The following is a 21,075-nucleotide window of genomic DNA, read 5'->3' as shown; positions in this document are numbered from 1 at the left end:
TGCGTCCCGCACCTCATCCCTCTAACGGTTAGCTATTAGATAGCGGTTAGCTGTACGAGGTGTCAAAACGCTGCACGTAGTGATCTCCTGGACCTGTCTTGCCGGTGGCCGGACCGGACGCGCCGACGACACGCGGCACCCCACGCGGCGAGATCTCCGCCGCGAAGGTCTCCACCCGTGTCTGCTCGCGCTCCGAGCCGGGGACGGCACTCGGGGCGTGCCGGCAGTTCAGGCCGCGCGCTGCGGCGGCGCTGTGGTCGTCCGGGGATGAGCCGGCCGTCAGGTGGTGAGAGACCCGTGACGGCCGTCCGGTGGCGGCCGTGGACAGGGCGGGGTGTCCGTGGTGGGCGGGTCAGCCGGTCAGCTGGGCTTCCAGGCGGTAGCCGTCCACCGTGACGTACACCTGGTCGCCCGGGCGGGCGTTCAGGCGCATCAGCACCGGCTGGAGCGAGTCGAAGACCGGCTGGTGGCCCTGCCAGACCAGGACGATGGCGTTGTCGCCCGGCCCCGTCACCGACAGGAGCGTGCCCGGCCGCATGCCGAGCTGCGCCGCGTACCCCTCCGGGACCGGCACCGGGCCGCCGCGCAGGTGCTCGGGCGTGACGTCGATGCGCTGCCAGCGGCGCGGGTCGGACGACGGGCCGGGGATGGGTGGCGGCGGGCTGGACGGCGCGCCCGCGAGGGCCGGCAGCGCGGGTGACCGGCCGCCCGAGAGCGCCGAGAGCGTGGCGAGCGCCGCCGAGGGGTCGATGGAACTCGCCCCGGCCGTGGGGATCGGCTGGCCGCCGCGGTGATGGTGGCCGTTGGCGCCGGGTGTGCGGCGGGGGAGTGGCTGCGCCGGTGAGGGCGCGGAGGAGGCCGGGTCGTGCGCCGAGGTCTCCGGGGGCAGCGCTTCGAGCCACGCCTTGGCGGAGTGGGCGCGGATGCCGAGCTCGCCCAGCAGCTCCACGACGTCGGCGTCGGCCGGCTGCGAGGCGAGGAGCTGCCTCGTACGCGCCTGGAGCCGCTGGATGTCGCCCACGACGAGCCAGCCGTCCTGGAGGCGGCGGTCGGGCATGAGGGTGACGAGCACCCGCCACAGCGGCGTGCGCAGCGACGGCACGATCACGGGGTGCGCCGGGTCGGCGCCGATGAGCTGCTCCTGGGTGGCGGCGGCGCCGAGCCACTCGGTCAGCCGGAACATGTGGCCCGTCACCGGCGCCGACTCCGACGAGCGCAGCCAGTGCAGGACGCGCTCCTCGGCGGTGCGCTGCGCGTGGGAGAGCGAGTCACGGTCGACGAGCATCTTGTGGGCGAGCGTACGGAGGCTGACCGGGTCCTCCGCGAACAGCCGGTGGACGGCCACGGCCAGTTCCAGCTTGTCCAGCCCGCGGAACAGGCTGTCCACGACCCGGACCATCGCGTGGTCCATGTCCGACGGCACGGGCGAGGGCGGGACCGGGGCGGAGCCGCCGGGCAGGCTGGAGCCGTAGTCGCCCGGGAGGGGGGAGGAGGAGGGCGCCGGGGGCTGACCGTTCGCCTGCGGGCCGGGCGTGGCCGGGGAGCCGGGGACGTGGCCGTTCGGGACGTTCGGGCCGGGTGCGCCGCCGGTGCGGGGCAGCGGGCCGGTGGGGGTCGCCGCGGGCTGCCCGCGGAACGCCCCCGTGTCCTGCTGACCGCCGCTCGGCCGGGCGGGGAAGGCGCCCGTGTCGCGCTGCGGCGCGCCTTCCGGCTGGGCCGGGAAGGACCCGGTCTGGCCCGCGCCGGACGGCGAGCCGTTCTGGTCCGCGGCGGGGAAGGAGCCGGTCTGATGCGGTCGGGGGCTCGGGCCGGCGGCCGGGAAAGGCCCCGACTGCTGCGGCGCGCCGCTCTGCTGCGACGGGCCGTCCTGGCCCACCGCGGGGAAGCCGCCGGTCTGGTGCGGCGGCACGTCCTGGCCGACGGCGGGGAAACCGCCGGTCCGGTGCGGCGGCACGTCCTCCGGCTGCGCCGGGAACCCGCCGCTCTGCTGGGCGGCCTGCGGCTGCGCGGGGAAGCCGCCGCTCTGCGGGTCGGGCTGCGCCGGAAAGGGCCCCGACTGCTGCGCGGCGGGCTGCTCGGGGAACGGGCCGGAAGACGGAGCCGCGCCCTCGCCGGGAGCACCGGCGGGGCGCGGGACGAACGGCCGGGTGACCTCCGGGTGACCGGCCTGGACGGCGGTGGTCGCACCGGTCCCGGCGGTCGCGGCGGTCGTGCCGGTCCGCGTCACGTCGCGTTGTACGCGGCCGAGCACCTCGCGCAGCACGGAGCCGAGGACGACCTCCGGCGTGGCCGAGGGGGTGGCCAGGTCGGCGGGGGAGAGCCTGCGCAGCCGCTGCCAGCCGCCGAGGCCGGCCACGGCCGTGCGGGTGGCGTCGGACCAGCCCGGCAGGGCCGGGTCCACCCGGTACACCGACAGCGCGGGAAGCAGGTCGGACAGCGGCAGGTGGTCCCAGCGGGCCGCGGCCAGCCGCGCGAGCCGTTCACAGATCCAGTCGAGTCCCGCTGTCGCGAGCGCCCGCGACAGCGACAGGGACGACCACCAGGCGGCCGGCAGACGCGGATCGCCCAGCACCTCCGCGACCTGCTGTGGCCTGCTCCAGCGCAGGGCGGGGACCAGGTCGCTCAGGCAGATCGATGACTCGACTTCCATCGGCAGACCTTAACCTCCCCAGAGTGAACCACGTGGCCGGCGATACACCTGTGGCTCATGGTGCAGCTTACGCGGCAAGCTATCAATCGGCGTGAATAGGGTAAAGACGGTTCACTTCCAAACCGTACCGTGGCCGACCGCCCACCAGGGCCACACATTCCGCACCCGCCTGGCACCCGGCCCGCAGAGCAGCCGCTTCGCCGGCGCCTTCGAGGCGCGCTGTGAGATATCCGGCAGCGAAGGCGTCGCCCGCTCCGGTCGTGTCGACGGCGTGGACGCGCACGCCCTCCGCGGCCGCCACGATACGTCCTCCGGTCGCGGCGACGGCGCCTTGGGACCCCAGCTTCACCACCGCCGTGCCGTACCGCTCGCTGAGGATCTCGGCGGCCCGCTCCGGCTCCTGAACACCGGTCAGCACGAGGGCCTCGTCGCGGTTCGGGATGATCAGGCCGGCCGGCGCCGACTCGCTCAGGAACCGCTCGACGCCGAACTCCCTCAGCGGCCCGGTCGAGGCCGGGTCGACGCTGATCGCGATCCCGGCCGCGGCGGCCCGCTCCATCGCCAGCCGGGCCAGCCGCAGCCCCGGCTCGGTGAAGAACGTGTAGCCCGACAGGTGCAGCAGCGCGACGCCGTCGAGGAAGGCGTCGTCCCAGTCGCCGGGGGAGATCCGGCCGCCGGCCCCGCGGTTGGTGAGCATGGAGCGCTCGCCGCCGGCGTCCACCATCGCGATCACCACGGCCGTCGGGTGGTCGGGGTCCACCCGGGCGTGCGGGCGCACCCCCGCCCTGACCAGCTCGGCGGTGTGCCACTCGCTGCTGTCGTAGCCGAGCCGGGTCAGCAGGCGGGTGTCGGCGCCGAGGCGGGCGGCCCAGCAGGCGGTGTTCGCGCCGGAGCCGCCGGGGCGCAGCACGATGTCGGCGGCGGTGTCGGTGCCGGGCGCGATGGGGGTGCCGCCGTGCAGCGCCACGACATCGGTCACCACGTCCCCGACCACCAGCAACCCGCCTCCGCCCCCCATGCTGGGCTCGGAGGGGCTGGGCTCGGAGGGCGGGTGCGTCATGGGGGAGGCGGGCGGCGGGGCCGCTTCGGTCACGGCCGGGACCAGGCGAGCGCGACGCGGGCCGCGAGGGCGGTGTTGCCGCGGACGGCGGCCAGGTTGGCCTCCAGGGAGGCGCCGCCGGTGCCGCGCACCAAGTATCCCAGCAGGAACGGCGTGATCGCCTGCCCGGTGACGCCGTCCCGGGCGGCCGCCTCCAGGGCCTCGGCCAGGACCCGGTCGTGCAGCTCGGGGTCGAGCTGCTGCTCCACCGGCACCGGGTTGGCGAGGATGAGCGCGCTCTCCTGCCCGCCGAAGGCGTCCTGCGCGCGCATCACGGCCGCCACGTCCTCGGGCGTCTCGACCCGCCACTCGACCGGCAGGCCGGAGGAGTGCAGGTAGAAGCCCGGGAACAGGTCGGTCCGGTAACCGGCCACGCTGACGCCGCGGGTCTCCAGCCGCTGGAGCGTCGCCGGCACGTCGAGGATGGACTTGACGCCGGCGCACACCACCGTGATGCGGGTGGCGGCGAGGGTGCCGAGGTCGGCCGACTCGTCCTGGTCCTCGGTCCAGCCGCGGTGGACGCCGCCGAGCCCGCCGGTGGCGAACACGCGGATGCCCGCCCGCGCCGCCAGGAACGACGTCGCCGAGACGGTCGTCGCGCCGCTCGCCTTCAGCGCCGCGGCCATCGGCAGGTCACGCTGGCCGAGCTTGCGCAGCCCCGGCTCCGAGGCGACGCGCTCCAGCTCGGCCTCGGTCAGGCCGGCGCGGGCGACACCGTCCAGCACCGCGATGGTGGCCGGCACGGCGCCCGCCTCGCGGACGATCCCCTCCAGCTCCCTGGCGACCTCCAGGTTGCGCGGCTGCGGCAGGCCGTGGGAGATGATCGTGGACTCCAGGGCCACGACGGGCGCGCCGGTGGAGAGGGCCTCGGCGACCTCGTCGGACGGCTGGAGAAGAGGGTCGGCGGCAGTGCGCATGTGGGTGCGGTGCTCCTTCGGATGGTCGGCCTGACACGGGGAAACGTGGACTTTAGTGCATTTGGGGAGTTTGCGGTGAATTGGGTGCAAGTCCCCCTGCAACTCGCCCCGCCCCAGCTTACGGGCCTCGTCGTCACCGCCCATCGGCGCCGGCTCCGCGCCGCGGCCCGGCTGTCCGGGTGGGAGCGGGAGCCTTAGGGTGCCGGTATGGGGAAATATGACGTTGTGGTGGCGGGTGGCGGGCACAACGGTCTGGTCGCCGCCGCCTACCTCGCGCGTGCCGGGCGGCGGGTGCTCGTCCTCGAACGGCTCGACCACGCCGGCGGTCTGGCCATCTCCGCCCGCGCCTTCCCCGGCGTGGACGTGCGGCTGTCGCGCTACTCCTACCTGGTCAGCCTGCTCCCCACCGCGATCGTCCGGGATCTGGGCCTCGATCTGGAGCTGCGCCGCCGCCGCTACGCCTCCTACACCCCCAAGGGTGACACCGGGCTGCTCGTCGACAACGAGGACGCGGCCCGTACCGAGGAGTCGTTCCGGCGCGTCACCGGCGGGGAGGCCGACCACAAGGCGTGGCGCGACTTCTACGCCATGGCCGGGCGGACGGCCCGCGTCCTCGCGCCCACGCTCCTCCAACCCCTGCGGACGCCCGCCGAGATCGAGCGGCTGGTCGGCCCCGAGGCGTGGCGCGACCTGTTCGAGCGGCCCATCGGCCAGGCGGTGGACGAGCGGTTCGGCGACGACACCGTACGCGGCGTGGTGCTGACCGACGCCCTCATCGGCACGTTCGCCGACCCGGTCACGGACCTGGCGGCCAACCGCTGCTTCCTCTACCACGTCATCGGCGACGGCACCGGCGAGTGGAACGTCCCGGTCGGCGGCATGGGAGCCGTGTCCGGGGCCATCGAGGCGGCGGCCAGGCGGGCCGGCGCGGAGATCAGGACCGGCGCGGAGATCGTCGGCATCGCGCCGTCCGGGGAGGTGACCTTCCGGGCGGAGGACGGCGAGCACACCGTGACCGGCGGCCACGTGCTGGTCAACCTGCCCCCCGCCGTCCTCGACCGCGTGCTCGGCTGGCCCGCGACCGTGCCGGAGGGAGCCCAGCTCAAGGTCAACATGGTGCTGTCGCGGCTGCCCCGGCTCCGGGACGCGTCGGTGGACCCGCGGGCGGCCTTCAGCGGCACGTTCCACATCAACGAGAGCCGCGACCAGCTCGCTGCGGCCCACGCGCAGGCGTCGCGCGGCGAGATCCCGGAGGTGCCGCCCGCCGAGGTGTACTGCCACTCGCTCACCGACCCGTCCATCCTCGGGCCGGAGCTGCGGGGCAGGGCCGAGACGATGACGCTGTTCGGCCTGCACATGCCGGCGCGGCTGTTCCGCGCGGACCCGGAGGGGGCGCGCGCGGCGGCTCTGCGGGCCACGTTCGCCTCGCTCGACCGGGTGCTGGCCGAGCCGATCGGGGACTGCCTGCTGCGCGGCCCGGACGGCACGCCCTGCGTCGAGGTCAGGACCCCCGTGGACCTGGAGAGCGAGGCGGGGCTTCCCGGCGGCCACATCTTCCACCGCGACCTGACGTGGCCGTACGCCGAGGGCGGGGACGCCGGCGGGGAGTGGGGCGTGCGGACCGAACACGAGCGGATCCTGCTGTGCGGCGCGGGCGCCCGCCGGGGCGGAGGGGTCAGCGGCATACCGGGACACAACGCCGCGATGGCCCTGCTCACCGCCTGATCCTTCTCATGGAAGATGGCCGGGCCGTTCATAGGGTTCTCATGATGTGCCCCTAGTTTGTGAAGCATGAGTGAGCCCGCACGGTTGCTGGTGGTGGACGACGAGCCCGCGTTGCGCGAGGCGCTGCAGTCGAGCCTGGAGTTCGAGGGCTACCGGGTCGTCACCGCCAACGACGGCCAGGCCGCGCTGGACGAGCTGGTCCGCGAGCCGTACGACGCCGTGCTGCTCGATGTGATGATGCCGCGCCTCGACGGGCTGACCGCGTGCCGCCGGCTGCGCGGCGGGGGCAACCACGTGCCGGTGCTCATGCTGACCGCCCGCGACGCCGTGGGCGACCGGGTGTCCGGCCTGGACGCGGGCGCCGACGACTACCTGGTCAAGCCGTTCGAGCTGGACGAGCTGCTGGCGCGCGTCCGCGCGCTGCTGCGGCGCAGCGCCCTGCACGCCGGCACGCCGGAGAACTCCCTGACGTACGGCGACCTGCGCATGGACCCGGCGACGAGGGAGGTCACCCGCGGCGCCCGGCCGCTCGACCTGACCAGGACCGAGTACCTCCTCATGGAGCTGTTCCTGACGCACCCGCGCCAGGTGCTGACGCGCGAGCAGATCCTGGGCGAGGTGTGGGGGTTCGACTTCGAGCCGACCTCGAACTCGCTCGACGTCTACATCATGTACCTGCGCCGCAAGACCGAGGCCGGCGGCGAGCCGCGCGTGATCCACACCGTGCGCGGGGTGGGGTACGTCCTGCGGGCGACGACATGAGACGGTTCGGCAGCCTGCGCTCGCGGCTGACGCTGCTGGTCACGACCGCCGTGGTGGTGGCCATCGCCGCCTGCGCCATGATGTCCTGGGTCGTCGCGGAGAAGCAGATGCTCCGCACCCTCGACCAGACCATCCTGGAGCCCGACGATCCCCGCTGGCTGAAGGACCACTGCCAGAAGGGCGGCACCGGCGACCCCTTCGGCGACAGCGTGACGCTCCTGGGAGCCGACGGCGGCACCTGCTCGCTGGGCAAGCCGATCGTGCCCACCGAGGAGGACAAGGCCCTGCTCGCCCACCCGGGTGACCCGGTCTTCCGCAACGGCCAGACCACCGACGGGCGAGCGGTGCGCGTGGTCACCACTAACTTCGCGCCCGGCGTCGCCGTGCTGGAGTCGAGGCCGCTGAACCACGTCCGCGGCTCCCTGCGGCAGATGGCGCTCGGCCTCGCCGCCCTCACCGCGCTCGGCGCGCTGGGCGCCGCCTGGGCCGGTCTGGCGATCTCCAGGGCCGCCCTGGCCCCCGTGGGCCGCCTGACCAAGGCCGTCGAGCACATCGCGCAGACGCAGGACCTCAGCACCCGCATCCCCGTCCAGGGCACCGACGAGATCGCCCGGCTCAGCTCGTCCTTCAACGCCATGACGACCGCACTGGCCGGCTCGCGGGACCGGCAGCGCCAGCTCGTCGCCGACGCCGGCCACGAGCTGCGCACCCCGCTCACCACCCTGCGCACCAACATCGACCTGCTGCTGCGCAGCGAGCAGACCGGCCGCAGCCTCGAACCGGGCGCCAAGAAACGCCTGCTCGTCAACGTCAAGGCGCAGTTCGCCGAGCTGTCCACGCTGGTCGGGGACCTGCTCCAGCTCGCCCGCGGCGACACCGACCACGAGCCGCACGCCGAGCTGGGCCTGCACGACGTCGTACGGGCCGCCGTCGAGCGGGCGCGGCTGCGCGGCGCCGAGGTCAGCACCGACCTCGGCGAGTGGTACGTCTTCGGCGGCGCGGCCTCGCTGGAACGTGCCGTGCTCAACCTCATCGACAACGCGGCGAAGTTCGGCCCCGGCCAGGTGGACGTGGTCCTGCGCGACGGCACGCTGACCGTCCGCGACCACGGGCCCGGCATCCCGGAGGAGGAGCTGCCGCACGTCTTCGACCGGTTCTGGCGCTCGCCGTCGGCTCGCGCCCTGCCCGGCTCGGGGCTGGGGCTGGCGATCGTGGCTCAGTCCGTCGCCGAATCGGGTGGCCGCGTGCGCCTTGACAACGCGCCGGGCGGCGGAGTCATGGCGACAGTTGAGATTCCTGGGAAATCTCACGCCGCCCTCAGATAGGCATAAGTAGCTTCAAAGACGGATGTTTTGCACTACATAGCATGCAGACATCAGTCAGGACTCGACTCGTCGAGGTGGTCGTCCCCGTCTACAACGAGCAGCGGGCGTTGCGCCAGAGCATCGCCCGGCTGCACGGCTACCTGACCCGCACCTTCCCCTACGGCTTCCGCATCACGATCGCCGACAACGCCAGCACCGACGACACCTGGCACGAGGCCCGGCGACTGGCCGCCGAGCTGCCCGGCGTGCGAGCCGTCCACCTCGACGCCAAGGGCCGCGGCCGGGCGCTGCGCCACGTGTGGTCCCGCAGCGAGGCCGACGTCGTCAGCTACATGGACGTCGACCTGTCCACCGACCTGGACGCGTTCCTGCCCCTCGTCGCCCCTCTCCTGTCGGGCCACAGCGACCTCGCGATCGGCACCCGGCTCTCGCGCGGGTCGAACGTGGTGCGCGGGCCCAAGCGGGAGTTCGTCTCCCGGGCGTACAACCTGTTGCTGCGCTCCCTGATGGGGGCGCGCTTCACCGACGCCCAGTGCGGCTTCAAGGCCGTGCGCACCGAGGTCGCGCAGGCGCTGCTGCCCGCCGTCGAGGACGAGCAGTGGTTCTTCGACACCGAGCTGCTGCTGCTCGCCGAGCGGCACGGCCTGCGCATCCACGAGGTGCCCGTCGACTGGGTGGACGACCCCGACAGCCGCGTCGACGTCGTCCGGACCGCCCTGGACGACCTGCGCGGCATGGCCCGGGTCGCCCGCAGGACGCTGTCCGGCGCCGCCCGCATCCCCGTCCCCGCCCGCGTGCGCCAGGCCGAGCTGCCGCGCGGCATGGCCCGCCAGCTTCCCCGCTTCGCCGTCGTGGGCGCGTTCAGCACGCTCGCCTACCTGCTGCTCTTCTCCGGCCTGCGCCAGGCCGTCCCGGTCTTCACGGCGAACGCCGTCGCCCTGCTCGTCACCGCCGTGGCCAACACCGCCGCCAACCGCCGCTTCACCTTCGGCGTCACCGGCTCGTCCGGGGTGCTGCGCCAGCAGTTCGAGGGGCTCGTCGCGTTCCTCGTCGGCCTGGCCCTCACCACCGGGAGCCTCGCGCTGCTGCCCGGCGACGTCTCCCACGGCGTCGAGCTGGTCACCGTGATCGTGGCCAACGCGCTGGCCACCCTCGCGCGGTTCCTGCTGCTGCGCGTGTGGGTCTTCAACCCCCGGAGAAGGAACGCCGCCTGATGACGACCACCCCGAGTCTCTCCGCGCACCGTCGTACGTCCCGGCGCGGCACCGGCGACGCCCCCCGCTGGTCGCGCCCCGCGCTGTGGGCCGTGCTCGCCGCCGCCTTCGTCCTGTACGCGTGGGCGCTCAGCGGCTACGCCAACGAGTACTACTCCGCCGCCATCCTGTCCGGCACCAAGAGCTGGAAGGCGTTCTTCTTCGGCGCCATCGACGCGGGCTCGTACATCACCGTCGACAAGCCGCCGCTGGCGCTGTGGGTGATGGGGCTGTCGGCCCGGGTGTTCGGCTTCGGCACGTGGAGCATGCTGCTGCCGCAGGCCGTCGCCGGCGTGGCCGCCGTCGCGCTGGTCCACTCCGCCGTGCTGCGGGCCCACGGGGGCGCGCGGCAGGGGCACGTGGCCGCCCTCGTCGCGGCCGTCGTCATGACGCTCACGCCCATCACCGTGGCCATCAACCGGGACAACAACCCCGACACCGTCCTCGTGCTGCTGCTCGTGCTGGCCGCGTGGTTCTGCCTGGAGTCGCTGCGCACCGGCCGGCTGCGGTCGCTGCTGCTGTGCGCGCTGTTCGTGGGGCTCGCCTTCAACGTCAAGATGCTCCAGGCGTACCTCGTGGTGCCGGCGTTCGCGCTCGCGTACCTGGTGTGCGCCCGCGGCGCGGTGGTGCGGCGGATCGGGCGCCTGCTGGCGGCCGGGGCCGTGCTGGTGGTCTCCAGCGCCTGGTGGATGGTGATCGTGGACCTGTGGCCGGCCGGCTCCCGCCCATACATCGGCGGATCGACCGACAACTCCGTCCGGGACCTCGTCATCGGCTACAACGGCCTCGGGCGGATCTTCGGCCAGGGCGCCGGGAACGGCGGGTTCGGCGGCGGTGGCGGGGCGTCGTTCGGCGGCGCGTCGGGGGCCGGGCGGCTGTTCAACGAGATCATGGCCGGGCAGATCTCCTGGCTGCTGCCGTTCTGCGCCCTCGCCCTGGCGTTCGCGGCGCTGTCCCGCTGGACTTCCCGTCGCGCCGGCGCGGAGGGGGCGGCCGGCGCCGAAGGGACCGGCGGCGCCGAAGGAGCGTCCGGAGCGGCGTGGCTCGTCTGGGGCGGCTGGCTGGTGGTCCACTTCGCGGTGTTCAGCTTCTCCAGCGGCACCTTCCACCCGTACTACACCACCGCCATGGCCCCGGCCGTCGCCGCGGTCACCGGCATGGGCGGCGTGCTCATGTGGCGGTCGTACCGCCGGTCGCGGACCTGGGCCTGGGTGCTGCCGCTGGCGGTCGCCGTCACGGGCGGCTGGTCGTTCACGGTGCTGCGTCGCTCGCCCGACTTCGTGCCGTGGCTGGCGTGGGCGGTGCTCGCCGCGACCGTCCTCGCCGTCGCCGGGCTGGCGCTGGCCGGGCTCGTCCTCGCCGGGCGCGGGCGCGTGGCCGCCGGGGTCGCCGCGGGCGCGCTGCTCGCCACCCTGGTCGCAGGGCTCGCCGGGCCCGCCGCGTACGCCGTCAGCCCGCTCCGGTCGCAGGTGAACGGCAGCAACCCGACGGCCGGCCCCTCGACGGGCGGCATGGGCTTCGGCCGCGGCGGCCCCATGGGCCAGCTGCCTCCCGGCGGCCTGCCGCCCGGAGCGTCCGGGGAGTACGGCCCGTTCCGCGAAGGCCGGTTCCCGCAGGGCGGACAGCCGCCGCAGGACGGCCAGGACCAGTCCGCGCAGGACGGCCGGGCCGGGCGGACGACCGGCGGCCCCGGCGGCGGCGTCAGCGACGCGATGGTCAAGTACCTCCTCGCGAACCAGGGCCGAGCGGAGTGGCTCGTGGCCGTCGGCAGCGCCCAGCAGGCGTCCTCGATCATCCTGTCCACGGGCCGGCCCGTCATCGCGATGGGCGGCTTCACCGGCAGCGACCCGGCCATGACCGTGGACCGTCTCAAGGAGCTCGTCTCGTCCGGCCGGCTCCGGTACGTGCTCGGCGGCGGCGACCGCGGCGGCCCCGGCCGGGGCAACACCGAGGTCACCACGTGGGTGCAGCAGAACTGCACGGCCGTGGACGGTCAGGACGGCCTCTACGACTGCTCCGCCGCGGCCTCCTGACGGATAGGCTGGCCCGGTGCGGAGTACGTCCCGGGCCGATCAGGCTGACCAGCGCAGGGCCGAGCTGCTGGAGGCCACGCGCAAGGTGGTGCTGGAGCGCGGTCTGGCCCACACCCGGATCGCCGACATCGCCAAGTCGATCAACGTCAGCGGCGGCCTCATCCACTACCATTTCGCCACCAAGGACGAGCTGATCACCGCCATGCTCCGGGCCACCCTCGACATCGAGAGCGCCAAGCTCGACGAGCTGGTCGCGGGCCCGGGCTCGGCGGCGGAGCGCCTGGACCGGGTGCTGCGCTACTACATCCCGGAGTCGCCGTCCGACCAGAGCTGGCTGCTCTGGATCGACGCGTGGAACACCGCGCTGCGCGAGACGGCCGTCAACGAGATCATGCTGGAGCTGGAGACGGCCTGGCTCGACGCGCTGGCCCGGGTGCTGTCCGACGGCACGGACGCGGGGGAGTTCGCCTGCGAGGACCCGGCGGGCGCGGCCGAGCGGATCGACGCCATGCTCGACGGGCTCATCATCCGCTACACGCTCCACCCCGACGTGCTGAGCCGGGGGCGGCTGCTGGCCCACGCCCGCACGGCCGCGGCCCGCGAGGCCGGCATCCCGGTGACGTCCTTCCCCGGCTGACGGCCCCGGCGAGGACAGTCCCGGCGATGGCAGCCCCGGCAGGGACGGCTCGGGCGAGGACGGCCCCGGCGGGGACTCGGCTCAGGCGGGCAGGGCGGCGAGCAGGAACGCGAGGCGGGCGGCGGCGGACTCGACGTCCTCCGCGGTGCCGAGCCGGTAGCCCCAGGACGTGACGAAGCTGCCGTCCTCCGAGCAGGTCACGGTCTCCGCCAGCGTGGTGGAGAAGCGGTTGCGCACCGACACGTACGCGGGATCGCTGGCCAGGGAGAGGCTCTGGATCGCCAGATCCGCGTGACGGCCCGCGTACCACGCGAACCGCTCGAGGCTGAGCGCGGTATCAAGCATCATGCGTCACCTCCGCAACGTCTCCCGCGACAGAATTGCACGATCTTGTGGAGGCGGGCAAGCAATTGCGAGGATCAATGCGACGATTGTTTCCGGTATCCGTCGAGAATACGGATGATGACGTCCCTGCCGTCCTCGTCGAAGGCCGCCGCCTTGGCGAAGTCATCGAACGCGCGGACGTAGAAGGCGACGTCCTCGGGGTCGCGGAGCACGAGATCCTTGGTCAGGGTGGCCACGCCCACCATGGCGTCGTTGTAGATCCAGAAGCCGTTGATCGGGGCGGCCGGCAGCTCCGCGTCATAGGGGACGACCCCGAACTCGACATTCGGCAGGGTGCTGACCGCGAGCAGCCGGTCGAGCTGGCCCCGCATGACGTCGAGGGGGGCCAGCCGGGTGTGCAGCGCCGACTCGGGCAGCACGAAACGGAACGTCCGGGCGCGGTCGTAGAGGATCTCCTGCCGCTGCATCCGCACCCGGACCGCCGCGTCGATCTGGTCGGGGGCGCTGTAGAGGCGCTTGACCTTGCTGAACACGTGCCGGGAGTACTCCGCCGTCTGGAGCAGGCCGACCACGATGTTCGGCTCGAACACCCGGAAGAGCCGGGTGCGGGCCTCCAGGTCGCGGATGTCCTCCTGGATGGCGGCCAGGCCGCTGCGGTGCCGTTGCCGCCAGTCGTCGTGCCGCTCCAGCAGCGCGATCGCCTGCCTGATCAGGTCGTCCGTCGTCGCGGCAGTGGCCTGTACGGCCTGCGCCCAGACCACGACGTCGTCCTCGGTGGCCGTCTGCCTGGCGTTCTCCAGGCGGGAGACCTTCGATGGCTGCCAGCGCAGCCGCTCGGCGAGGTCCTTGCCCGACAGGTGGGCGGCCTCGCGCAACTGCCGGAGCTGGCTTCCGAGGTCGATCCGCGCCTGCTGAAAGGACGTCACGCCGCAAGAGGCTAGACGGGCAGGGGTGATCATGCCAGAGGTAGTGGCGCAATCGTGACGAAGCAATAGCGGAAGGTGGCGAAACGGCCGAGGCGCGGTTACGGGTCCTGGAGCACCCGGCGGGCGATCTCGGTGATCAGCTCGCGGGGGACCTCCACCGCGTCCTCGCCGTCGAGCACGTCGCGCAGGTCCGCGAGGGCTTCGGGGTCGGTGAGCCTGAGCCCTTGGACCACGATGGTGCCGCGGTCGGTCTCGTACAGGGTGGGGCAGGCGCCCGCCTCCGACGTCGAGCCGAGGAACCGCATGCGCATGGCTGGTCCTTCCCCCTGGACGGACGACTGCAATTGCGCGCAATTGTACGGCCCGCTGGGACATATGTGATCGTTTCTGGAAAAATAGCCATATTCATCCCAGGGCCTGCATGAACGGGAGGAACTGGCGGGTCCGGTCGCCCGGCAGGTCGCCGTCCCTGACCATGAGCGACACCTGCCAGGGCCGGCCCATCCCATGGGCCACGGCCCAGCCGACCAGCTCCTCCTGGGCCAGGTCGAGATCCATGCGCACCTCGCCCCCGGCGTCGAGAGCAAGGTCCCCGATCAGCGCCTGGGCGGTCGCCGGATCGCGGGCCACGACGGGGCCGATGACCACGTTCGAATCGTTGCGCCAGCAGTGACCGAAACCCCCGTCGGCCATCCGCACCCGCAGCCCGAACCCGAACATGCGGCGCAGCAGCCGGGACCGGTCCGTGCCGAAGATCTCCGCGTCGAGCGCCAGGATCGCGCCGAGGTCGTCCTCGATGGCCGGGCGCGTCACCCCGGACGGGCGGCCCTCGAACACGCCGGTGTGCTTGGCGACCCGGCCCACGGTGCGGAAGCCGAGCTTCTCGTACAGCGGGCGGCCCTGCTCGGTGGCGTGCAGGGAGACGGTCCGGTCGCCGGCCTGCTCCAGCGCGTGCTCCATCAGCCTCCTGGCCAGGCCCTGGCGGGAGTGGCGGGCGGCGGTGAGGACCATGCTGATCACGGCGTGGTCGTGGCCGTAGCGGGTGAGGACGTTCGCGGCCGCCAGCCCGTCGCCGTCGGGCGCGTCGATGCCGTGGACCTCGCCGACCTCGAACAGCAGTGACCACTTGTGGCGTTCGGGCTCCCACTGACGGTCGGTCGCCAGGCGGGTGCAGGCGTCCAGATCGGCCACGGTCAGGCGGCGTATCCTCATCACGCCCGGCATCCTTCCGTATCCGGAAGAGTCCGCTCAAACCCTTTTGTAGCGCACTATCCCCTTCAACCTGATGGGGCTGGTGGAGTATAAGAGGATGGAGTGTGCCGTGGCGGTTGATGTGGGTGGGACGACCCGCGAGGGCGGCCTCATCAGCCGCGACGGCACGCTTCCCCGCCGGGGATCAGGCCCGCTTCCCGCGGGGGATCAGGGGAGCAGCTCTTCGGGGACGTCCACGAGCCGGGCGCGCAGCTCCTCGCCGAGGGCCTTGGCCTGCGGGTCCATGCGCGGGCTGGCGGCCACGCCGCGGCCGAGGAGGCCGTGCACGACGAAGTTCAGGGCGTTGAGGTTGGGGAACGCGTAGCGGTCGATCCGGTGGGGGGCCAGGTCGGGCAGGAGCTCCTTCAGCCGGTCCGTGGTGAGGGTGGCGGCCAGCCAGGCGTACCGCTCGGCCGTGGTGACCCAGGCGCCCAGGTTCGCGTTGCCGCCCTTGTCGCCCGAGCGGGCGCCCATGATCCGGCCCAGGGGGACACGCCGTCCGCCGCTGAGCCGGTGCGCGGTCGCCGCGCCGGGGCCTTCCGGGGTGCCGGCTGGGCCGCTCACGGGGGCGTCGGCTGGAGCGCTCACGGGGGCGCCGCCGGTGGCGCGTTCCTCCTGCTCCGGCTGGAGGAGACGGCCGTTGAGATACACGGCCGGCCGGACCTCCCCGGCCGGCACCAGGACCGGCCAGTAGACGCCGTACGGCGTGGCGTCGCCCGGAGGCGTCAGCGCGTGGAAGCCCGGGTAGCCGGCCAGGCCCGTCTCCACCACGGCCGAGGAGAAGGCGCGGCCCGCCCTGCGCCGGTCCGCGTCCATGACGGTGATCCGCAGCAGCCCCCGGTCCGTGAGCGTGACGTCCACCTGGTCGAACGACTCCCGTGGCACCCGCGCCCAGATCGCCTCCTCCGCGACCCGGGCCTTGGCCTCGACGTCCAGGCCCGTCAGGACGAGCGTCATCGTGTTGCGGTAGCCGGCCGGGACGGTCACCGCGACCTTGAGCGTGTCCGGCGGCGGCTCGCCGCGCACCCCCGAGATCCGGACGCGGTCCGGCCCCTCCTGCGCCAGCGTGACGGTGTCGAAGCGCGCCACGACGTCCGGCCCGGGGTAGCGGGGCCCGGCGATCTCGTACACGAGCTGCGCCGTGACCGTGCCCACCGAGACGAGCCCGCCCGTGCCGGGGTGCTTGGTGATGACCGAGGAGCCGTCGGCGTGCAGCTCGGCGATCGGGAAGCCGCAGTGGGCGAGGTCCGGCACCTCCTGGAAGAAGGCGTAGTTGCCGCCCGTGGCCTGGCAGCCGCACTCGATCACGTGTCCCGCCACCACCGAGCCGGCCAGCGCGTCCAGGTCGTCCGGGCCCCAGCCGTACCGCCAGATGCCGGGGCCCGTCACCAAAGCCGCGTCGGTGACGCGGCCGGTCACCACGACGTCCGCGCCCGCCGCGAGCGCCTCGGCGATCGGCCGGCCGCCGAGGTAGGCGTTGGCGGTCAGCGGCGCGGCGTCGAGCCGCTCACCGGTGTCGGCGTTGACCAGGTCGAGCGGCCGGCCGGTGAGGTCGTCCCCCGTGACGTACGCGACGTCGGGGGACAGGCCGAGCCGGGCGGCCAGCTCGTGGACGGCCTCGGCGCAGCCGGCGGGGTCGAGCCCGCCCGCGTTGGCGACGATCCGGACGCCGCGGTCCAGGCACGGCCCCAGCACGTCCTCCAGCTGCCGCAGGAACGTCGGCGCGTAGCCGGGGCGGCCCTTGAGGCGGTTGCCGGCCAGGATGAGCATGGTCAGCTCGGCCAGCCAGTCGCCGGTCAGCACGTCGATGGGCCCGCCCTCGACCATCTCCCGCGCGGCCGACAGCCGGTCGCCGTAGAAGCCGCTGCAGTTGGCGACGCGCAGCGCCATCACGCCTCCGGCTTGTCCGGGACCCACGAGGGCGGGCGCTTGGCCATGAACGCGGCGATCCCCTCCTGCCCCTCCTGCGAGGTGAAGCGCTGCGCCGACAGCGCCGCCATCCGCCGCAGCCCCTCCTCGAACGGCATCGCCGGCACCTCGCGCACCAGCCGCTTGGTGATCGCCAGCGCCTCCGGCCCGCCCCTGACGAGCATGTCCGCGTAGTGCGCCACCGCCGCGTCGAGCTCCTCCGCCGGCACGGCCTTCGACAGCAGCCCCATCTCCACGGCCCTGGCGGCGTCGAACACCTCGCCGGTCATCAGGTACTCGGCCGCCGCCCTCGGCTGCAGCCTGCGCAGCACCGGTACGGAGATCATCGCGGGCACCACGCCGAGCCGTACCTCGGTGAACGCGAACGACGCCGTCAGCGGCGCGACCGCGAAGTCGCAGGCGGCCACCAGGCCGAGCCCGCCGGCCCGCGCGGTGCCGTTGAGCCGGCAGACGACCGGCTTCGGGCTCTCCCAGATGAGCGCCAGGACCTCCGGGAACGACGCCGTCACCGGAGCGTCGGCGGCGGCGGAGGAGGGCTCGATCCGCTGCTCCTTCAGGTCGGCGCCGGAGCAGAACACCGGGCCGGTGCCGGTCAGCACGATGACCCGCGCCTCCGGCTCGGCCAGCGCCCAGGTCAGCCGTTCCTCCAGGTCGCCGAGCAGCCGCACGGACAGCGCGTTGCGGTTCGGCGGAGAGTCGAGCGTGATCGTCGCCACGCCGCCGGCGAGCTCCCTGTGGACCAGGCGCGTCATGTGTTCTCCTCGTCGATGATCGCCAGCACCGCCCCGGCCTCGACCTGGTCGCCCTTCGCCACGCGCAGGGCGGACACGGTCCCGGTGGCGGGCGCGGTGATCCGATGCTCCATCTTCATCGCTTCCAGCACCAGGACGGGCTGCCCCTTGTCCACGCGCTGCCCTTCCTTGACCTCCACCCGGAGAACGGTGCCCGGCATGGGCGCGAGCAGCGAGCCGGGCGCGGCCCGCTCGGCCGGCTCCGGCAGGCGCGGGACGGGTGTCAGCTCGGCGTGCGCGGCGGGCGAGTCGACGTAGACCTTGCCGCCGTGGCACGCCACCCGGAACGCCTGCCGTACGCCGCCGTCCTCCAGCACGACCCGGTCGGGCTCGGCGGAGACGAGGACGACGCCGTCCGGGAGCGGGTCGTAGACCGCCTCCGCCTCCTCGAAGCGGGCGGCGCGCGGCTGCGAGCGGACGTTGCGCCAGCCGCCGGGCAGGCTCGCGAGGACGCGCGCGTCGCGGCGGTTGGCGGCGGCGCCGGCCAGCGCGGCGGCGAGCACGGCCAGGGGCGGCGGCTCCGGCGGTCCGGGCGGCAGCAGCGCGTCGCGGTGCTCGTCCAGGAAGCCGATGTGCGTGTCGCCGGCGCGGAACGCCGGATGGTCCAGGACGGCGACCAGCAGGTCCCGGTTGGTGGTGACGCCGTGCAGCCGGGCGCGCCGCAGCGCCGCCGCCAGCCTCCTGACCGCCTCGCCGCGCGTGGCCCCGTGCGCGACCACCTTGGCCAGCATCGCGTCGTAGTACGGCGGCACCACGGAGCCCGACTCCACCCCGGAGTCCACCCGGACCCCGTCCGGGACCTCGAAGCGCCACAGGGTGCCGGTCTGCGGCAGGTGGTCGCGGTCCTCGGCGTACAGGCGGGCCTCGACGGCATGACCGCGCGGCCGTGGCGGCTCCTCCGGCAGCGCCGCGCCCTCGGCGACCTCCAGTTGCAACCGCACCAGGTCCAGCCCGTACACCAGCTCGGTCACCGGGTGCTCCACCTGGAGGCGGGTGTTCATCTCCAGGAACGCCACCCGCTCGCCCCTGACCAGGAACTCCACGGTGCCCGCGCCGACGTAGCCGATCGCGCGGGCGGCGCGCACGGCCGCGTCGCGCAGCGTCTCCCGCGTCGCGTCACCGACACCCGGCGACGGGCACTCCTCGATCACCTTCTGGTGGCGGCGCTGGATGCTGCACTCGCGCTCGCCGAGCGTCCACACGGTCCCGTGGGTGTCGGCGAGGATCTGCACCTCGACGTGCCGGGCGCCCTCCAGCAGCGGCTCCGCGAACACCGTGCCCTCGCCGAACGCCGCCTCGGCCTCCCGCCGCGCCGACGCCGCCTGCGCGGCGAGGTCGGCCGGGGAGCGCACGACGCGCATCCCGCGCCCGCCGCCCCCCGCCGACGCCTTCACCAGCAGCGGGTACTCCAGCAGCAGCCGGTCCTCCGGATCCGGCGCGTCCTCCGGATTCGGGGCGTCCTCCGGATCCGGGGCATCCTCCGGAGCGGGCAGGACGATCGACGGCAGGACCGGGACGCCCGCCTCCGCCATCAGCCGCTTGGCCTCGACCTTCGACCCCATCGCGGCGACCGCCTCCGGCGGCGGCCCCACCCACACGAGCCCCGCCCCCAGCACGGCCCGCGCGAAGTCCGCGCTCTCCGACAGGAACCCGTACCCGGGGTGGACCGCGTCGGCGCCCGACGCCCGGCACGCCGCCACGATCCGCTCGATCGCCAGGTACGTGTCCGCGGGCCGCGTGCCCGCCAGCCGTACCGCGAAGTCGGCCTCGGCCACGTGCGGCGCGGAGGCGTCGGCGTCGGAGAACACTGCGACAGTCTCGATCCCCAGCGCGCGGCAGGTCCGGAACACCCGGCGCGCGATCTCTCCCCGGTTGGCCACCAGCAGGCGCGTGATCACGGCCGGAACACCCCGTAACCCGCCGCCTCGGGCACCGGCGCGCTGTTGACCGCCGACAGGCACAGCCCCAGCACGGTCCGGGTGTCGCGCGGGTCGATCACCCCGTCGTCGTACAGCCGCCCCGACAGGAAGAACGGCAGCGACTCCGCCTCCACCTGCGCCTCCACCATGGCCCTCATCGCCGCGTCCGCCTCCTCGTCGTACACCTGCCCGCGCGCCTGCGCGGAGGCGCGGCCGACGATCGACAGCACCCCGGCGAGCTGCGCCGGCCCCATGACCGCGGACTTGGCGCTGGGCCAGGCGAACAGGAACCTCGGCTCGTACGCCCGGCCGCACATGCCGTAGTTCCCGGCCCCGTACGAGGCGCCCATGACCACGGTCAGGTGCGGCACGGTCGAGTTGGACACCGCGTTGATCATCATGGCGCCGTGCTTGATGATGCCGCGCTGCTCGTACTCCTTGCCGACCATGTAGCCCGTGGTGTTCTGCAGGAACAGCAGCGGCGTGCGGGTCTGGTTGGCGAGCTGGATGAACTGGGTGGCCTTCTGCGCCTCCTCGCTGAACAGCACGCCGCGCGCGTTGGCCAGAATGCCGAGGGGGTAGCCGTGCAGCCGCGCCCACCCGGTCACCAGCGACGATCCGTACAGCGGCTTGAACTCCTCGAACTCGCTGCCGTCCACGATCCGGGCGATCACCTCGCGCGGGTCGAACGGCACGCGCAGGTCGTCCGGCACGATCCCGAGCAGCTCCTCGGCGGGGTGGGCGGGCTCGCGCACGGGCAGTGGCGCCGCGCCGAGCTTGCGCCAGCCGAGCGAGCGGACGATCCGCCGTCCGATGCGCAGCGCGTCGTGCTCGTCCGCGGCGAGGTGGTCGGCCAGGCCGCTCACGCGGGCGTGCATCTCCGCGCCGCCCAGCGACTCGTCGTCGGACTCCTCGCCGGTCGCCATCTTCACCAGCGGCGGCCCGCCCAGGAACACCTTCGCCCGTTCGCGGACCATCACCACGTAGTCGCTCATCCCGGGCACGTAGGCGCCGCCGGCGGTGGAGTTGCCGAAGACGAGCGCGATCGTCGGGACCCCGGCGGCCGACAGCCGCGTCAGGTCCCGGAACACCTGCCCGCCCGGGATGAAGATCTCCTTCTGCGTCGGCAGGTCCGCGCCGCCGCTCTCCACGAGATTGACGTACGGCAGGCGGTTGCGCAGGGCGATGTCGGAGGCGCGCAACGTCTTCCTGAGCGTCCACGGGTTGGAGGCGCCGCCGCGGACCGTCGGGTCGCTGGCGCAGACCACGCACTCGACGCCCTCGATCACCCCGATCCCCGTCACGACGCTCGCGCCCACCGGGAAGTCGCTGCCCCAGGCGGCCAGCGGCGACAGCTCCAGGAACGGGGAGTCGGGGTCGAGCAGCAGCTCGATCCGCTCGCGGGCGAGCAGCTTGCCGCGCCGGCGGTGCCGCTCGCGGTACTTCTCACCGCCGCCCGCGACCGCCTTGGCGTGCTCGGCGTCCAGCTCGGCCAGCTTGGCCAGCATCGCCT

The 21,075-nt window shown here is 73.7% G+C and carries 17 protein-coding genes; 6 read left to right on the top strand and 11 right to left on the bottom strand.

From position 1 onward, the window contains the following. Positions 1–352: 352 nt before the first annotated feature. The 3 genes from ACIBG4_RS18465 to ACIBG4_RS18455 form a co-directional block, all read right to left on the bottom strand. The gene (locus tag ACIBG4_RS18465; protein WP_397202766.1) at positions 353–2,650 is read right to left on the bottom strand and encodes a hypothetical protein; all 2,298 of its coding nucleotides are present in this window, start codon (positions 2,648–2,650) and stop codon (positions 353–355) included. A gap of 82 nt (positions 2,651–2,732) precedes the next feature. Then, positions 2,733–3,743, bottom strand: coding sequence for a carbohydrate kinase family protein (locus tag ACIBG4_RS18460; protein ID WP_397202765.1), 1,011 nt, complete (start codon positions 3,741–3,743; stop codon positions 2,733–2,735). Further along, positions 3,740–4,666 (bottom strand): pseudouridine-5'-phosphate glycosidase, encoded by a 927-nt coding sequence (locus tag ACIBG4_RS18455; protein WP_310711209.1) that lies wholly within the window; start codon positions 4,664–4,666, stop codon positions 3,740–3,742. The genes ACIBG4_RS18460 and ACIBG4_RS18455 overlap by 4 nt, the downstream gene beginning before the upstream one ends. Before the next feature lie 207 nt (positions 4,667–4,873). On the opposite strand from ACIBG4_RS18455, the gene ACIBG4_RS18450 reads away from it, so the two are divergent. From ACIBG4_RS18450 to ACIBG4_RS18425, 6 genes are all read left to right on the top strand, one after another. Beyond that, positions 4,874–6,391, top strand: coding sequence for a phytoene desaturase family protein (locus tag ACIBG4_RS18450; RefSeq protein WP_397202764.1), 1,518 nt, complete (start codon positions 4,874–4,876; stop codon positions 6,389–6,391). A 66-nt stretch (positions 6,392–6,457) separates the two neighbouring features. Beyond that, positions 6,458–7,153, top strand: a complete 696-nt coding sequence (locus ACIBG4_RS18445; RefSeq protein WP_397202763.1) for a response regulator transcription factor — start codon at positions 6,458–6,460, stop codon at positions 7,151–7,153. Next, entirely contained in the window at positions 7,150–8,478 is a 1,329-nt protein-coding gene (locus ACIBG4_RS18440) for a HAMP domain-containing sensor histidine kinase (protein WP_310711206.1), read from the top strand. The genes ACIBG4_RS18445 and ACIBG4_RS18440 overlap by 4 nt, the downstream gene beginning before the upstream one ends. A gap of 41 nt (positions 8,479–8,519) precedes the next feature. Beyond that, the gene (locus tag ACIBG4_RS18435; protein WP_397202762.1) at positions 8,520–9,692 is read left to right on the top strand and encodes a glycosyltransferase; all 1,173 of its coding nucleotides are present in this window, start codon (positions 8,520–8,522) and stop codon (positions 9,690–9,692) included. After that, positions 9,692–11,764, top strand: a complete 2,073-nt coding sequence (locus ACIBG4_RS18430; RefSeq protein WP_397202761.1) for an ArnT family glycosyltransferase — start codon at positions 9,692–9,694, stop codon at positions 11,762–11,764. Before ACIBG4_RS18435 ends, ACIBG4_RS18430 begins: the two co-directional genes overlap by 1 nt. Positions 11,765–11,780: 16 nt before the next feature. Further along, the gene (locus tag ACIBG4_RS18425; RefSeq protein ID WP_355453608.1) at positions 11,781–12,401 is read left to right on the top strand and encodes a TetR/AcrR family transcriptional regulator; all 621 of its coding nucleotides are present in this window, start codon (positions 11,781–11,783) and stop codon (positions 12,399–12,401) included. Between the two features lie 81 nt (positions 12,402–12,482). On the opposite strand, the gene ACIBG4_RS18420 is transcribed toward ACIBG4_RS18425, so the two are convergent. The 8 genes from ACIBG4_RS18420 to ACIBG4_RS18385 all read right to left on the bottom strand — a co-directional run bounded on the left by ACIBG4_RS18420 (position 12,483) and on the right by ACIBG4_RS18385 (position 21,070). Beyond that, on the bottom strand, positions 12,483–12,749 hold the full coding sequence (locus ACIBG4_RS18420; RefSeq protein ID WP_397202760.1) for a hypothetical protein: 267 nt from the start codon (positions 12,747–12,749) through the stop codon (positions 12,483–12,485). A 71-nt stretch (positions 12,750–12,820) separates the two neighbouring features. After that, the gene (locus ACIBG4_RS18415) at positions 12,821–13,672 is read right to left on the bottom strand and encodes a helix-turn-helix transcriptional regulator (protein ID WP_355453614.1); all 852 of its coding nucleotides are present in this window, start codon (positions 13,670–13,672) and stop codon (positions 12,821–12,823) included. A 98-nt stretch (positions 13,673–13,770) separates the two neighbouring features. Next, positions 13,771–13,983: a hypothetical protein gene (locus tag ACIBG4_RS18410; protein ID WP_310711199.1), complete on the bottom strand. Its 213-nt coding sequence runs from the start codon at positions 13,981–13,983 to the stop codon at positions 13,771–13,773. A gap of 94 nt (positions 13,984–14,077) precedes the next feature. Next, positions 14,078–14,884, bottom strand: a complete 807-nt coding sequence (locus tag ACIBG4_RS18405) for a GNAT family N-acetyltransferase (RefSeq protein ID WP_397202799.1) — start codon at positions 14,882–14,884, stop codon at positions 14,078–14,080. Positions 14,885–15,091: 207 nt separating this feature from the next. Then, on the bottom strand, positions 15,092–16,813 hold the full coding sequence (locus ACIBG4_RS18400) for an acyclic terpene utilization AtuA family protein (RefSeq protein WP_397202759.1): 1,722 nt from the start codon (positions 16,811–16,813) through the stop codon (positions 15,092–15,094). Beyond that, entirely contained in the window at positions 16,813–17,604 is a 792-nt protein-coding gene (locus ACIBG4_RS18395; protein ID WP_355453620.1) for an enoyl-CoA hydratase-related protein, read from the bottom strand. Before ACIBG4_RS18395 ends, ACIBG4_RS18400 begins: the two co-directional genes overlap by 1 nt. Then, complete coding sequence (locus ACIBG4_RS18390) at positions 17,601–19,541, bottom strand: biotin carboxylase N-terminal domain-containing protein (protein WP_397202758.1); 1,941 nt, start codon at positions 19,539–19,541, stop codon at positions 17,601–17,603. The genes ACIBG4_RS18395 and ACIBG4_RS18390 overlap by 4 nt, the downstream gene beginning before the upstream one ends. Beyond that, positions 19,538–21,070, bottom strand: a complete 1,533-nt coding sequence (locus ACIBG4_RS18385; protein ID WP_397202798.1) for an acyl-CoA carboxylase subunit beta — start codon at positions 21,068–21,070, stop codon at positions 19,538–19,540. Before ACIBG4_RS18385 ends, ACIBG4_RS18390 begins: the two co-directional genes overlap by 4 nt. Between the last annotated feature and the right edge of the window lie 5 nt (positions 21,071–21,075).

It is taken from the genome of Nonomuraea sp. NPDC050383 (assembly GCF_044459125.1).
GTDB lineage: Bacteria > Actinomycetota > Actinomycetes > Streptosporangiales > Streptosporangiaceae > Nonomuraea.
The sequence above is the reverse complement of the archived record's forward strand: the minus strand, read 5'-3'. Positions and strand labels throughout refer to the sequence as shown.

Coding starts and splice junctions, on each gene's coding strand:
- ACIBG4_RS18465 (WP_397202766.1), bottom strand. CDS start 2,650: ATGGAAGTCGAGTCATCGATCTGCCTGAGCGACCTGGTCCCCGCCCTG.
- ACIBG4_RS18455 (WP_310711209.1), bottom strand. CDS start 4,666: ATGCGCACTGCCGCCGACCCTCTTCTCCAGCCGTCCGACGAGGTCGCC.
- ACIBG4_RS18450 (WP_397202764.1), top strand. CDS start 4,874: ATGGGGAAATATGACGTTGTGGTGGCGGGTGGCGGGCACAACGGTCTG.
- ACIBG4_RS18445 (WP_397202763.1), top strand. CDS start 6,458: ATGAGTGAGCCCGCACGGTTGCTGGTGGTGGACGACGAGCCCGCGTTG.
- ACIBG4_RS18440 (WP_310711206.1), top strand. CDS start 7,150: ATGAGACGGTTCGGCAGCCTGCGCTCGCGGCTGACGCTGCTGGTCACG.
- ACIBG4_RS18435 (WP_397202762.1), top strand. CDS start 8,520: ATGCAGACATCAGTCAGGACTCGACTCGTCGAGGTGGTCGTCCCCGTC.
- ACIBG4_RS18430 (WP_397202761.1), top strand. CDS start 9,692: ATGACGACCACCCCGAGTCTCTCCGCGCACCGTCGTACGTCCCGGCGC.
- ACIBG4_RS18420 (WP_397202760.1), bottom strand. CDS start 12,749: ATGATGCTTGATACCGCGCTCAGCCTCGAGCGGTTCGCGTGGTACGCG.
- ACIBG4_RS18410 (WP_310711199.1), bottom strand. CDS start 13,983: ATGCGCATGCGGTTCCTCGGCTCGACGTCGGAGGCGGGCGCCTGCCCC.
- ACIBG4_RS18405 (WP_397202799.1), bottom strand. CDS start 14,884: ATGAGGATACGCCGCCTGACCGTGGCCGATCTGGACGCCTGCACCCGC.
- ACIBG4_RS18400 (WP_397202759.1), bottom strand. CDS start 16,813: ATGGCGCTGCGCGTCGCCAACTGCAGCGGCTTCTACGGCGACCGGCTG.
- ACIBG4_RS18395 (WP_355453620.1), bottom strand. CDS start 17,604: ATGACGCGCCTGGTCCACAGGGAGCTCGCCGGCGGCGTGGCGACGATC.
- ACIBG4_RS18385 (WP_397202798.1), bottom strand. CDS start 21,070: ATGCTGGCCAAGCTGGCCGAGCTGGACGCCGAGCACGCCAAGGCGGTC.